Source organism: Alloactinosynnema sp. L-07, assembly GCF_900070365.1.
GTDB lineage: Bacteria > Actinomycetota > Actinomycetes > Mycobacteriales > Pseudonocardiaceae > Actinokineospora.
In genome coordinates, this window is sequence record NZ_LN850107.1 from 4,048,816 (window position 1) to 4,061,425 (window position 12,610).

Annotated in this window: 14 protein-coding genes; 7 read left to right on the top strand and 7 right to left on the bottom strand. The window is 71.2% G+C overall.

Annotated elements, in window-relative coordinates:
• Positions 1-33: 33 nt before the first annotated feature.
• The gene (locus tag BN1701_RS17915; protein ID WP_082859914.1) at positions 34-1,236 is read right to left on the bottom strand and encodes an aminotransferase class V-fold PLP-dependent enzyme; all 1,203 of its coding nucleotides are present in this window, start codon (positions 1,234-1,236) and stop codon (positions 34-36) included.
• On the bottom strand, positions 1,203-2,657 hold the full coding sequence (locus BN1701_RS17920) for an ABC transporter substrate-binding protein (RefSeq protein ID WP_054050338.1): 1,455 nt from the start codon (positions 2,655-2,657) through the stop codon (positions 1,203-1,205). The genes BN1701_RS17915 and BN1701_RS17920 overlap by 34 nt, the downstream gene beginning before the upstream one ends.
• A 39-nt stretch (positions 2,658-2,696) precedes the next feature.
• Between BN1701_RS17920 and BN1701_RS17925 the strand changes: the two genes are divergently transcribed.
• From BN1701_RS17925 to BN1701_RS17935, 3 genes are all read left to right on the top strand, one after another.
• Positions 2,697-3,470 (top strand): carbon-nitrogen hydrolase family protein, encoded by a 774-nt coding sequence (locus BN1701_RS17925; protein WP_054050340.1) that lies wholly within the window; start codon positions 2,697-2,699, stop codon positions 3,468-3,470.
• A gap of 73 nt (positions 3,471-3,543) precedes the next feature.
• Complete coding sequence (locus tag BN1701_RS17930) at positions 3,544-4,137, top strand: LysE family translocator (RefSeq protein ID WP_231949637.1); 594 nt, start codon at positions 3,544-3,546, stop codon at positions 4,135-4,137.
• A gap of 127 nt (positions 4,138-4,264) precedes the next feature.
• Positions 4,265-4,672, top strand: a complete 408-nt coding sequence (locus tag BN1701_RS17935; protein WP_231949638.1) for a DinB family protein — start codon at positions 4,265-4,267, stop codon at positions 4,670-4,672.
• On the opposite strand, the gene BN1701_RS17940 is transcribed toward BN1701_RS17935, so the two are convergent.
• Positions 4,659-5,954, bottom strand: coding sequence for a cytochrome P450 (locus tag BN1701_RS17940; protein WP_054050344.1), 1,296 nt, complete (start codon positions 5,952-5,954; stop codon positions 4,659-4,661). The two genes, BN1701_RS17935 and BN1701_RS17940, sit on opposite strands and share 14 nt — an antisense overlap.
• A 76-nt stretch (positions 5,955-6,030) precedes the next feature.
• Between BN1701_RS17940 and BN1701_RS17945 the strand changes: the two genes are divergently transcribed.
• A complete protein-coding gene (locus tag BN1701_RS17945; protein WP_054055950.1) occupies positions 6,031-6,615 on the top strand; it encodes a TetR/AcrR family transcriptional regulator in 585 nt (194 codons plus the stop codon).
• Between the two features lie 35 nt (positions 6,616-6,650).
• Positions 6,651-7,076, top strand: coding sequence for a hypothetical protein (locus tag BN1701_RS17950; protein WP_082860369.1), 426 nt, complete (start codon positions 6,651-6,653; stop codon positions 7,074-7,076).
• On the opposite strand, the gene BN1701_RS17955 is transcribed toward BN1701_RS17950, so the two are convergent.
• The 4 genes from BN1701_RS17955 to nadA form a co-directional block, all read right to left on the bottom strand.
• On the bottom strand, positions 7,063-7,527 hold the full coding sequence (locus BN1701_RS17955) for a hypothetical protein (protein ID WP_157368051.1): 465 nt from the start codon (positions 7,525-7,527) through the stop codon (positions 7,063-7,065). The genes BN1701_RS17950 and BN1701_RS17955 overlap by 14 nt on opposite strands.
• Before the next feature lie 65 nt (positions 7,528-7,592).
• A complete protein-coding gene (nadC, locus tag BN1701_RS17960; protein WP_054050350.1) occupies positions 7,593-8,432 on the bottom strand; it encodes a carboxylating nicotinate-nucleotide diphosphorylase in 840 nt (279 codons plus the stop codon).
• A complete protein-coding gene (locus BN1701_RS17965; protein WP_054050352.1) occupies positions 8,429-10,060 on the bottom strand; it encodes an L-aspartate oxidase in 1,632 nt (543 codons plus the stop codon). The genes nadC and BN1701_RS17965 overlap by 4 nt, the downstream gene beginning before the upstream one ends.
• Positions 10,057-11,064 (bottom strand): quinolinate synthase NadA, encoded by a 1,008-nt coding sequence (nadA, locus tag BN1701_RS17970; RefSeq protein ID WP_054050354.1) that lies wholly within the window; start codon positions 11,062-11,064, stop codon positions 10,057-10,059. The genes BN1701_RS17965 and nadA overlap by 4 nt, the downstream gene beginning before the upstream one ends.
• Before the next feature lie 59 nt (positions 11,065-11,123).
• Here nadA and BN1701_RS17975 point away from each other — a divergent pair, with 59 nt between their 5' ends.
• Positions 11,124-11,843: an NUDIX domain-containing protein gene (locus BN1701_RS17975; protein ID WP_082859915.1), complete on the top strand. Its 720-nt coding sequence runs from the start codon at positions 11,124-11,126 to the stop codon at positions 11,841-11,843.
• 45 nt (positions 11,844-11,888) lie between these two features.
• On the top strand, positions 11,889-12,575 hold the full coding sequence (locus BN1701_RS17980) for an LON peptidase substrate-binding domain-containing protein (protein ID WP_054050357.1): 687 nt from the start codon (positions 11,889-11,891) through the stop codon (positions 12,573-12,575).
• Positions 12,576-12,610: the final 35 nt, after the last annotated feature.

Below are 12,610 nucleotides of genomic sequence, written 5' to 3' on the forward strand. Positions count from 1 at the left end.
GCGGTACCGCAGGTCACAGCCTCAGGTCACGTCTCAGCGCAGCCCGGCCACCGCCTCGACCGCGGTGTCGATCTGCTCCGGGGAGATGAAGTAGTGCGGCGAGGCCCGGACCAGCTCGGTGATCCCCCGCCGGGTCATGTCGTAGCGGGTCGAGGTCAGGCCGCTGACCGTCACCGTGATGTCCATGGCGCGCAACTTGTCCCGAACGTCATCGGCCGACACCCCGTCCACCGTGAACGTGACGATCCCGCACTGTTGCGACCCGAGATCCCGCACCTGGACCCGAGGTATGGCCTCCAGCCCGGCGCGCAGTTGGGCCGCCCGCTCGGTCACCGCCGTGGCGATGGCCGGAATCCCCAGGTCAAGCGCGTATCGAGCGGACGCGATCAGGCCGAGGCGGTCGGCGACGCTGCACTCCCACAGCTCGAAGACCCGGGCGTCCTGGCGCAGCGTGATCTCCGCGGTACCGGTCCACAGCGCGCCGTGCAGGTCGATCAGCCGGGGGTGGAGGCGGTCGCGGACCGAGCGGCGCACCACGAGCACGCCGGTCCCGCGCGGGCCGCGCAGCCACTTGCGGCCGGTCGCGCTGATGATGTCGACGCCCATGGCCTCGGCGGACACCGGGAGCTGGCCCATGGACTGACAGGCGTCGAGCAGGACAAGCGCGCCGACCTCGTGGGCCGCCGCGGCGACCTCGGCGACCGGGTTGACCAGGCCGCCGTTGGTCGGGACCTGGACCAGCGACACCAGCTTGACCCGCTCGTCGAGCATCCCCCGCAGGGCGTCCACGTCGAGTTCACCAGCGGCGTTCGACGGGATCGGCTCGACCGTCGCGCCGACCTCCGCGGCCCGGCGCAGCAATGGGATGGCGTTTCCGCCGTACTCGGCCTCGGTGGCCAGCAGGCGGTCGCCCGCGGCCAGTGGGATCGCGTCGAAGGCGGCCAGCCAGGAGCGGGTGGCGCTGTCGGTGAAGGCGACCTCGTCGGGCTCGCAGCCCAGCAGCTCGGCGAACACGCCGTAGCCCGCTTCGAGGTCGTCGAGGCGTTCGGCGCCCGCGCGGTAGCCGCCGACCTCCTCCTCGCGCCGCAGGTGGGCGACGACCTCGTCGACGACGGGGCGCGGGGACAGCGACGAGCCCGCGCTGTCGAGGAACACGCCGTCGGCGCTGCCCGGCGTGTCGGCGCGGACCGCGGCCAGATCGATCATCGAGGTGCCCAGGTCTGCAGGTTCCACCATGCCCCCCACGTGTGGTCTGTCCCCGTCGCGTCCACGACGGGCTGGTAGCCGTTCCAATTCTGTCGGATCACGTAGCTGTGGTCGGACTCGGCGAGCACCACCGCCGACGGCTCGTCGAGGTAGGCCCGTTGCACCGCCCGGAACGCGACGGCACGCTGCGCGGGGTCGGTGACCGCCGCGGCGGCGGCCGTGCGGTCACCGAGCCAGGACAGTGCCCGACCCGGGTCGAGCGGGTCTCCAACCGCGGTCAACTCGGCCGTCGCGCCGGTCAGCGCGGCGCGCAGCGTCGGCCGAGGGGTGACTTTGACGCCGATCGCGGCGGCCGCGGCGGCGAACCCGGCGACCAGCTCCCGGTTGGCGATGTCGGCGACCGGGTAGGCGACGTCGAACTCGGCGACCACGCCGGACTTGCGGCGCACGCCGTCCAGGCCGGGCACCCAGCCCGCCATGTCCAGGACGGCCTTGGCCCTGGGCACGTCGAACTCGAATCGGGCGCCGGGCTCGACGAACTCGGCCAGCGCGGTCGGCACCGGCAGCGACGTCGGCTTGCCCCGCCCGGCGAGCGCGGTGTCGACCAGCTTCCGGCGGTCGACGCAGAGGTTGAGCGCGAGCCGCATGGACGCGTCGCCCGTGACCGGGGAGATCGAGGGCAGGGTGACCACGCGGACGTCGGCGGCGCTGTGCCGGACCGTCGTGAACGCCGACGAGCCCTGGAACGACACGGCGAGGCGCGCGGGCAGGTCGGCCCCGTCGAGCTTGCCGTCGCGCAGCCGCTGGGCGCGGATCTCGTCGTCCGGCACGAACTCGACGGTCACCCGGGTGATCTTGGGAGCGCCGCCGCGGTGGTCGGGATAGGCCTTGAGCACCAGTGAGCGGCCCGGCTTCCAGCTCTCGACCTGGTAGGGCCCGGTGCCGACCGGCGCGTCGCCCGCCCGTTTGATGCCCAGGACCAGCAGCGACGCGAATCCGGGGGTCGGCAGGGTCAGGTCGAACCGCACGGTCGCGCTGTCGAGTTGGTGGACCGCGGCCAGTGTCGAGAATCGGGACTTGAGCGCGCCCGCGAGCACCGCCTGATAGGTCGCGATGACGTCGGCGGCGCCGAACTTGGCCTTGTCGTGGAAGAAGACGTCGTCGCGCAGGACGATGGTCCACGCCTTCCCGTCGGCTGACGGCACTGGCAGCGCGGCGGCGAGCACGGGCCGCAGGGTGCCGCCGGGCTCGAGTTCGACCAGCCCGTCGTAGATCTTCGCCGCGCCGTACGGCGCGTAACCGGACAGCGGGTCGAGGGAGGCGGGCGCGACCGCGGTGGCGATCACCATCGACCGACCCTCGCGGTCGCCGGAGGCGGTCGGGGTAGGTTCGGCTGTGCACGCCGCCAACAGCCCCACCAGGGCTACGGCGACGGCGCGCGACAGGACCACGGCCTCGACAGTAGTGGCCGCGACTACGTAGGGGGGACTGTGCGACTCGGGCTTTGTCAGATCTCGGCGTCGGCCGACCCGGCCGCGAACCTCGACCTGATCCGGGCCGGTGTGGCGGAGGCGGCGGGCGCGGCGGTCGTGCTGTTCCCGGAGGCGACGATGTCCCGCTTCGGGGTCCCGCTGGGCCCGGTGGCCGAGCCGCTGGACGGCCCGTGGGCCACCGCCGTGCGGGAGATCGCGGACGCGGCCGGGGTGGTGATCGTCGCCGGGATGTTCACCCCGGCCGAGGACGGGCGGGTGCGCAACACCCTGCTGGTCACCGGCCGTGGCCACCACCTGGGCTACGACAAGATCCATCTGTTCGACGCGTTCGGCTTCAAGGAGTCGAAGACCGTCGCGCCCGGCGACACTCCCGTGGTCTTCACGGTCGACGAGGTCACCGTGGGCGTGGCGACCTGCTACGACGTCCGCTTCCCGGAGCTGTTCCGCAAGCTGGCCGACGAGGGCGCGAAGGCGATCCTCGTCGGCGCCAGCTGGGGCGCGGGCGAGGGCAAAGCCGAGCAGTGGGAATTACTGGTCCGTGCCCGCGCGTTGGACTCGACGTCGTGGGTCGTCGCCTGCGGCCAGGCCGACCCGGGCCCGACCACGGACACCGCGCCGCTGGGCATCGGGCACAGCCTGGTCGCCGACCCACGGGGCCGGGTGGTGGGGCGGTTGGGCGGGAAGCCGGAGACGCTGGTCGTCGACATCGACCCGGACCTGGCCGACACGACCAGGAAGACCATCCCGGTGCTGGCGAACCGCAGGCTGTAGGTATCGAGAAACTGGGGGAATCGTGGTCACGGTAGGCGCGGTCGTCGGAATCAGCCTTATCGCGGTGGGGTTAGTGCTGACACCCGGGCCCAACATGATCTATCTGGTGTCCCGGTCGGTCGCGCAGGGTCGCCGCGCGGGCCTGATCTCGCTGACCGGCGTCGGCGCGGGCTTCCTGATCTACCTGGCCGCCGCGACGGCGGGCATGTCGGCGGTGTTCACCCACGTGCCACAGCTGTACCTCGCGCTGAAGATCGCGGGCGCGGCCTACCTGCTGTGGTTGGCCTGGCAGGCGATCCGCCCTGGCGGCGGGTCGCCGTTCACGCCGCGGGACCTGCCCGCGGACGGTACGCGCAAGCTGTTCACCATGGGCATGGTCACCAACCTGCTGAACCCGAAGATCGCGGTCCTCTACGTCTCGCTGCTGCCCCAGTTCATCGACCCGGCCCTGGGCTCGGTCGCGACACAGAGCTTCCTGCTCGGCCTGATCCAGATCGCCATCGCGCTGACGGTCAACGGGATGATCGTGCTGTTCGCCGGATCGGTGGGCACCTTCTTCACCCGCAAGCCGAACTGGCTGCGGTTCCAGCGGTACGCAACCGCGGCGGCCCTGACGTGGTTCGCCGTGCGGGTGGCGACCGACAAGTCGAAGCCGTTGACGGCCTGATGAGCAGGCGAGCCGAGATGTTCGTCCCGGCCGAGCGGGATCCCCGACTCGGGGCGCCCGCCACCGGCGAGGAACGGGCGATGCTGCTGGGCTTCCTGCGGGTGCAGCGGTCGACGCTGGAGTTGAAGTGCGCGGGCCTGGGGCAGAACTGGCGGCTCGGTCGGTCGAGCCGTCGACGCTGTCACTGCTCGGCTTGGTCCGCCACCTCGCCGACGTGGAGCGCCGCTGGTTCCGTCAGGTGCTCGCGGGCCAGGACGCGCCGCCGCGTTTCTCGTCGGCGGTCAACCCGGACGGCGACTTCGACGGCGCGACACCCGAGGCCGCCGAGGAGGCTTGGCAGGTGTGGCGCGACGAGGTCGCCTTCGCCGACCAGTTCGCGAGCGAAGCCCCGGACCTGGACGTGAGCGGCCACGACGACTGGCGTGGCGAGGTGTCACTGCGCTGGGTGCTGGTGCACTTGGTGGAGGAATACGCCCGCCACAACGGCCATGCGGACTTGCTCCGGGAACGAATCGACGGCGCTATCGGCGTCTAGCAATGATCCGTGCGCCCTTGGCGGGCACCAGGGTGATGTTGCGTGAGCGGGCGGGCTCCGGTGGGCCGACGGGCTCGATGTCGTAGCGGACCAGGATCGCCCGCAGGGCCGAAGCCGCCTCCTGCAACGAGAAGCCAGCGCCAAGACACCGGCGGACCCCGCCGCCGAACGGGATCCAGGTCCCGGCCTCCGGCTGCGCGCCGACGAAGCGCTCCGGCCGAAAGTCCTGCGGCTCGGCGAAGTGGTCCGCGTCGACCTGGACCAGCCCGATCGACGGCGACACCACGGTCCCCTTGGGCAGCAGGTGGCCACGCACCACCGTCGGCTCGGTCAGCCTGCGGGCGACGCTGTAGATCACCGGCCGCAGCCGCATGGCCTCCTTGGTCACTGCCTGCAGGTACTCGTCGTCGCCTTGGTCGGCGGCCGCCTGGGCGGTTCGCAGGGCAGACGGGTTACGGGCCAGTTCGTGCAAGGCCCACGCCAGTGCCGTCGCGGTGGTCTCGTGTCCGGCCAACAGCAGCGTCATCATGTGGTCGCGCAACTCGACCGCGGGCGCGTCCGGGTCCGCGTGGAGCAGGCGCGACAACACGTCGGTGCGATCGGCCAGGTCCTGCGTCCGGCGCTCGGCGATCTCCTCGTACAGCAGCACGTCGGCCGCGGCCAGGTTCTCACCGTTCTGCTTCCATGGGGAGAAGCGGTTGAGCTTCGGGTAGGTCCAGCCGAGCACGGCGACCGGGCCGATGTCGACGACCTTGGTGATCAGCGGTCGGAGCGCACGCAGGCGGTCGCCGTCGGCCATGCCGAAGACGACCCGCAAGATGATGTCGAGGGTCAGGTCGTTCATCAGCGGGTGGACCGCGAACGGCCGCCCGACCGGCCAGGTCTTGGCCGACTTCTCGGCCAGTTCGGTCATCATGTCGCCGTAGCCGCGCAGGGCGGCGCCGTTGAAGGCGGGCATCAGGCGCTTGCGGGCCCGCAGGTGGGCGTCCTCGTCGAGGATGAGCACCGACTCGCGGCCCATCACCGGCGCCAGGATCGAGTTGCCCTCGCCCGCGTGGAAGACGTCGGTGGGGCCTGCGAACACCTCGCGGATGTCCTCCGGCCTGGACACGACCACGACCGTGCGTCCGGCGGCGAGCCGAACGGTGAACGTGTCGCCGAAGCGGCGGCGCCAGATCGGGCCGAACCGGGCGCGGGACCGCATGAAGATGATCGTCTGGACGAGCCGCGGCAGGCGCGGGCCGGGCGGCAGGGACTCCTGGACCGTGACGGCCGGGTTCATGGCACCTCCGCGCGAGTGTGACCTACACCCCGATTCATACACCCGTATAGATCCGCCCGGCAACTACGATCCGATGGTGGGACATCGAGAGCAACTCCTCGCCGCGGCCAGGAAGCTGCTGGAGGACAAGGGCTACGCGCACATCACCGCCCGCGACCTGGTCGCCGAGTCGGCCACCAACCTGGCCTCGATCGGCTACCACTTCGGATCCAAAGCGGGCTTGCTCAACGAGGCGCTCGGGGTCGTCTTCGAGGAGTGGACCGACCAACTCGCCAAGGTCGCCCTGGCCGAACCGGACGCCACGCCCATCGCCCGCGCCCACCTGACCTGGGCCGCGGTGCTGCGCAACCTCGCCGACAACCGGATGCTCGTCCTCAGCTTCGCCGAGGCACTGGCCCAGGCCGAACGCGACCCCGCGCTGCGCGCCCAACTCGCCGACCTGCAGGACCACACCCGCACCAGGGTCGCGGCGATCGTGGCCACGTCGTTCGGCCCCGAGGTCACCGCCGACGATCCGCGCTGCCGCGCCGTGGCCAGTTTCGTGCTCGCCGTGTGCGACGGCTTCGCCCTGCAATGGATGCTCGACCCGGTCCGCACCCCGCAGGCAGACGACCTGCTCCAAGGCCTCGCCGAACTCCTGGCGCGTTCCGCCCCGTTCTAGTACAGTGTACGGTACAGCGTACGAGAGGGGTGTTCGTGTACGAACCAACAGAGTCCGAACTGGCGAGCCTGCGCGACTGGTTCACCACGTACGACGCGTTGGCCGCGAAGGGCGCGGTCGAGGAGATGGCCGACCTCGCGGTCTTCCCGATGAACCTGGCCACCGACGTCTCCGGCGGCCACGCCGCGGTGACCCAGTGGAACCGGGAGCAGTACGTGGCGGCCATGGCCGAGGTGATGGGCGGGGGCACCGCCGAACTGGAGATGACCTCCGAGCGCACGCCCCACTTCCTCACCGAGAACCTGGCCGTGGTCGTCAGCGAGGCGACGATGACGGTGGGTGGTGAGGTGCAGCGGATGACCTACGCCGACCTGATGGTCCGCACGGCCGACGGCTGGGCCTTCCAGTCGATGATCCAGGGCGGCTGGGGCGCCGACTGGCCGCAGGCTAAACGCGGTTAGCCCGGTGGGCGCCGTCCGGCACTCTGCGGACGGCGCCCGACCGCAGGACCAGCACGAGGATGCCCAGCGAGACCACCCCGAAGAACACAGCGGCGCCCAGCAGGAACGGGGTCAGCGGCGCCTCGGCCGGGTCGGGGGCGATGACGAACACCGCGAACGCCATGTAGAGCACACTGATGCCCGCCGAGAGCAGGGCACCGAGGACCAGCGGAGTCCGGCCGCGGTCGAACAGCAGCCGGGCGGCCCCGATGATCAGCATGGCCGCCGCGCCGACCTCGGCGACGAGCAGCAGCAGCATCGGGTGCCACGGCTGGGCCAGCAGCGCCGAGCCGGGAAAGACCGGCGCGGCGATCAGCGTCATTCCGGCCTCGACCACCGCGAGCGCGGCCGCGGCCTTGACCACACCTGGCCGCAAGTCGAGCTGGCTGTCGTCGCGCAGCAAGGAAAGCACGTGCACTCCCGGACCGTTGGCGGATTACCCCTTACTCATCGCCGCAGGCCGCCAGATCGTGTCAGTCAGTGACTAAGATCCATCCCCAGGTCCAGTGCGGGCGACGAATGGGTCAACGCGCCGACCGCCAGGTAGTCGACACCCGTGGCCGCGTACTCGCGGGCCACCTCCAAAGTCAGACCGCCGGATGCCTCCAGCTTCGTAGCTGTCCCCCGCACCCGCTCGACGGCCCGCGCGCAGTCGGCCGCGGTGAAGTTGTCGAGCAAGACCAGTTCCACGCCCTCGGCCAGCGCCTCGTCCAGCTGGGCCAGGCTGTCGACCTCGACCTCGAGGAACAGCTCCGGCGCGTGCGCCTTGGCCGCGGCGATCGCCTTGGTGACCGAGCCCGCCGCGACGACGTGGTTGTCCTTGATCAGGATCGCGTCGCCGAGGCCGAGGCGGTGGTTGACGCCGCCGCCGCAGCGCACGGCGTACTTCTCCAGCAGCCGCAGGCCGGGCAGGGTCTTGCGGGAGTCGCGCACCGCGGCACCCGTGCCCGCCAGCTCCCGCACCCACGCGGCGGTCGCCGTGGCGATGCCCGACAGGTGGCAGATCAGGTTCAGCGCGGTCCGCTCGGCGGTCAGCAGCGCCCGGGTGTTGCCGCGCACGACCAGCGCGGGCTGTCCGACCACGGCCGCGTCCCCGTCGGCCAGCGCCGACACCACGGTCAGATCCGGCACGACGGCGGCGAACACGGCCTCGGCGACCGGGACGCCCGCCAGCACGCCCGGCTTGCGCGGGGTCAGCGCCGCGACCGCCACCGCGTCCGCGGCCACCGTGGCCTCGGTCGTGGCGTCCGGGCCATAGCGCAGGTCCTCGGCGAGCGCGGTGCGGATGACCCGCCGCAGGTCCTCCTGGTCGATCACGCGGCACCGCGCAGCGCGGTCGGGGTGGTGAGCACCGGCTGGCCGGACGGGGTGAGCCGCACGACCAGGGACCGGCGCCAGATCGCGTCGTCTTTGACCGGGTAGTCGGTGCGGACGTGGCAGCCGCGCGACTCGGTTCGGGTGGCCGCGGCGGCGATCAGCGAGCGCGCGACCAGCGTCAGCGCGGCGTCCTCGACGGCGGCCCGGGTGTCCAGCGGTCGGTCGACCGCGGACACGTCGAGCACGGAGCCGACCACCGCCAGCCCCTCGGCCTCGCGGCCGATCGCGGCGTAGCGGCTCATCACGCGCTGCAGGGAGTCCCGCTCGGCGACCGGCGTGACCGGCAGGTCGGACACCACGGCGAGCCGCGGGTCGCCCAGCCTGCCCGCCGCGAGATCCGCGGCGACCGCCTCGGCGGCCCGAGCGCCGACGACCAGGCCCTCCAACAGGCTGTTGGACGCCAGCCGGTTCGCCCCGTGCAGGCCGATGCTGGCGACCTCGCCCGCCGCGTACAGTCCTGGCACCGCCGTCCGTCCGTCCACAGTGGTCATGACGCCGCCGCAGGAGAAGTGCGCGGCTGGCGCGACCGGGATCGGGGTGACCGCCGGATCGATTCCCACGCTCAGGCAGGCCTGGTACACGGTCGGGAACCGCTTGGCGAAGTCGATGTCGGCGAGGTTTGTGGCGTCGAGGAAGACGTGGTCGTCGACCCCGCCGCGCCCCTCGGCCATCCGGCGGGTGATCGCGGCGGCCACGACGTCGCGCGGGGCCAGGTCGACCAGCGGGTGCACGCCCCGCATGACCGAGGCGCCGGTCGCGTCGATGAGCACCGCGCCCTCGCCGCGCACCGCCTCGGTGACCAGCGGGCAGCGCCCCCGCGCGCCATGGCCGGTGTACAGAACGGTCGGGTGGAACTGCACGAACTCGATGTCGGCCAGCGGCGCCCCGGCCCGCAGCGCCAGCGCGAGCCCGTCGCCGGTGGCGACCTCCGGGTTCGAGGTGGCCTGGTAGAGCTGGCCGAGGCCACCGGAGGCGAGCAACACGGCGGGCGCGCTGATCACGCCCGGCACCCCGGAACCGTCAAGGACCATCAACCCGGCGACCGCGCCGGAGCCGGTTCGCACGGCCTGCACGGCCACGTGGTGCTCCAGCACCGGCACCCGGCCGTCCCTGGCCGCGGCGATGAGCGCCCGCTCGACCTCGGCGCCGGTCGCGTCGCCGCCCGCGTGCACCACGCGGAAAGCGCTGTGGCCGCCCTCACGGGTGCGGGCCAGTTTGCCGTCGGCACCAGGGTCGAACACCGCGCCCAGCTCACGCAGCCGGGTGACCGCGGCGGGGCCGTCGGCGATGATCGCCCGAACGGCGTCCTCGTCGCACAGGCCCGCGCCCGCGACCAGGGTGTCGGCCACGTGCTTGTCGACCGAGTCGCCCTCGTCGTGCTGGTCGGGTAAGACGACGGCGACGCCGCCCTGTGCCCAGCGGGTATTGCCGTCGACCGCCTCGGCCTTGGTGACCACCAGGACCCGCAGCCCCAGTGAGTGCGCCCGCAGCGCCGCGGTCAGCCCGGCCACGCCGGTACCGACGATGACGAGGTCAGCCCGGGCTTCCCAGCGTGGGCCGCCGGTCATTCGCCACCGCCGGACGTGCCGATCTCGATCATGCGCTGCACGGCGCCCCGGGCGCGCGCGGCGGTCTCGAGGTCGACGTGCACCTCGTCGGCGCCTTCGCGCAGCGACCGCAGCAGCGCGGCGGGCGTGATCATCTTCATGTACTTGCAGGACGCGCGGTCGTTGACGGCGTTGAACTCGATGCCGGGGGCGGCCTTGCGCAGCTGGTGCAGCATGCCGACCTCGGTGGCGACCAGCACCGACTTGGCCTTGGTCGACCGCGCCTGGGTCACCATGTCTCCGGTCGAGAGGATCTTGACCTTCGCGCTGGGCACGATGCCCTCACCGGCGAGGTAGAGCGCCGAGGTTGCGCAGCCGCACTCGGGGTGGATGAACAGGTCGGCGTCGGGGTTGGCCGCGGCGCGCGCGGCCAGTTCGGGGCCGTTGATGCCCGCGTGCACGTGGCACTCGCCTGCCCAGATGTGCAGGTTCTCGCGGCCGGTCTCGCGCTTGACGTGCGCGCCGAGGAACTGGTCCGGCAGGAACAGCACCTCGCGGTCGGCCGGGATGGACCGGACGACGTCGACGGCGTTGGACGACGTGCAGCAGATGTCGGTCTCGGCCTTCACCTCGGCGGTGGTGTTCACGTAGGACACCACGACCGCACCGGGGTGCTCGGCCTTCCAGGCCCGCAGCTCAGCGCCGGTGATCGAGTCGGCAAGCGAGCAGCCCGCACGCGCGTCCGGAATCAGCACGGTCTTCTCGGGGGCCAGGATCTTGGCGGTCTCCGCCATGAAGTGCACGCCGCAGAACACGATCGTCGACGCGTCGCTGGTGGCCGCGATGCGGCTCAGCGCCAGCGAGTCGCCGGTGTGGTCGGCGATGTCCTGGATCTCCGGCAGCTGGTAGTTGTGCGCGAGCAGCACGGCGTCGCGCTCCTTGGCCAACCTGCGCACTTCGTCCCGCCACTCGCTGTTCGGCTCCACCCCGCTGTAGGGGGTCAGGTCGATCAGTTCCGCGGTCATCGGGCCCTCCTCGTTTGTCCGATTTCCGATCCCGAGGTTTTCGCCTTAGGATCGAAAACATGACAGATGCTACCACCGCTTCACCGGGCATCGCTCACGAAGTACTCGCGGCGGTACTCCAGGTGAGAGCGGGATCACTACAGGTGGTGCTGTGGGAACGGGCCATGGAACCGCACGCGCACCGTTGGGCACTGCCCGGCGGCAGGCTGCACGCGGAGGAGGATGTCGAGGCCTCGATCCGGCGCCAGCTGGCCGAGAAGGTCGATGTGCGAAAGGTCTCTCACGTCGAGCAGGTAGCCGTTTTCAGCGCGCCGGACCGGGTCCCCAGTCCGCGGGTCATCGCGACCGCGTTCCTGTGTCTGGTGCCGTCCCACCTGGACCCGGAGCTGCCGCCGGACACGGAGTGGCATTCCCTCGACGGCCTGCCCGCGACAGCCTTCGACCACGAGACCATCGCCGTGCGTGCCCAGCACCGGCTGCGCTCGAAGCTGTCGTACACGAACATCGGCTTCGCCTTGGCGCCGCCCGCGTTCACCATCTCCGAACTGCGTGAGCTCTACTCGGCGGCGTTGGGCTATCGCGTGTCGGCGACGAACCTGCAGCGGGTGCTGGCCCGCCGTGGTCTGCTGGTCCCGACCGGTGAGACAGCCCGGCCAGGACGCGCGGGCGGCAGGCCCGCGGCCCAGTTCCGATTCGCCGACACCCGAATGGCTGTCACCGATCCGTTCGCCGTCCTGAGGCCACCAGCCGGTGACCAAGCGCTAGGCCGACCGAACTAACCGTGACTCACCGGACAGCGGACGGCCCCGCTTCGTCGTAGCGTGATGCCCGTGGCCGACTCGCTCCCGCTGTTTCCCCTGCAGGCAGTACTGCTGCCCGGAGCGAACCTGCCCCTGCACATCTTCGAGCCTCGGTATCGGCAGTTGACGGTTGACCTGGTGACCGGGACGGTGCCGGACCGGCGGTTCGGCGTGATCGCGATGCGGCCGTCTTCCGGGCATGAGATCACTGACCTGTCCCAGCTTCAGGAGATTGGGTGTTCGGCGGCGTTGCGGCAGGCCAAGCGGCTGCCTGATGGGCGGTTCGACATCATCAGCACTGGGGAGCTTCGGTTCCGGCTGCTGGATATCGACGCTTCCAGCGCGCCGTATCTGATCGGGTCGGTGGAGTGGGTGCCTGACGTGCCTCAGCAAGGGGCTCCGGCGGCTTCGGTGGCCGAGCTCGCCGAAGCCGCTCGGTCGGCTCATCGGCGGTATTGCGAGGCGGCTTGGCAGCCTGAGGATTGGAGTGAGCCGCCTGTCGATACCGATGTGTGCGAGTTGGCGCATGCGCTGGCGGCTGATTGTTTGTTGACGATGACCGATAAGCAGCGGATTTTGGAGGAGGCTCGGCCGTTGCATCGGCTTCGGCTCGTTGGTGAGTTGTTGAGTCGGGAGGCTGGGTTGTTGTCTACTCTGCGCGCTGTTCCCGCGCCGCCTTCGGAGTTCAGCTCTCCGTACAGTTTGAACTGATTATTAGGTCCGCACCGTCGGGTGAAGGTGAGCGG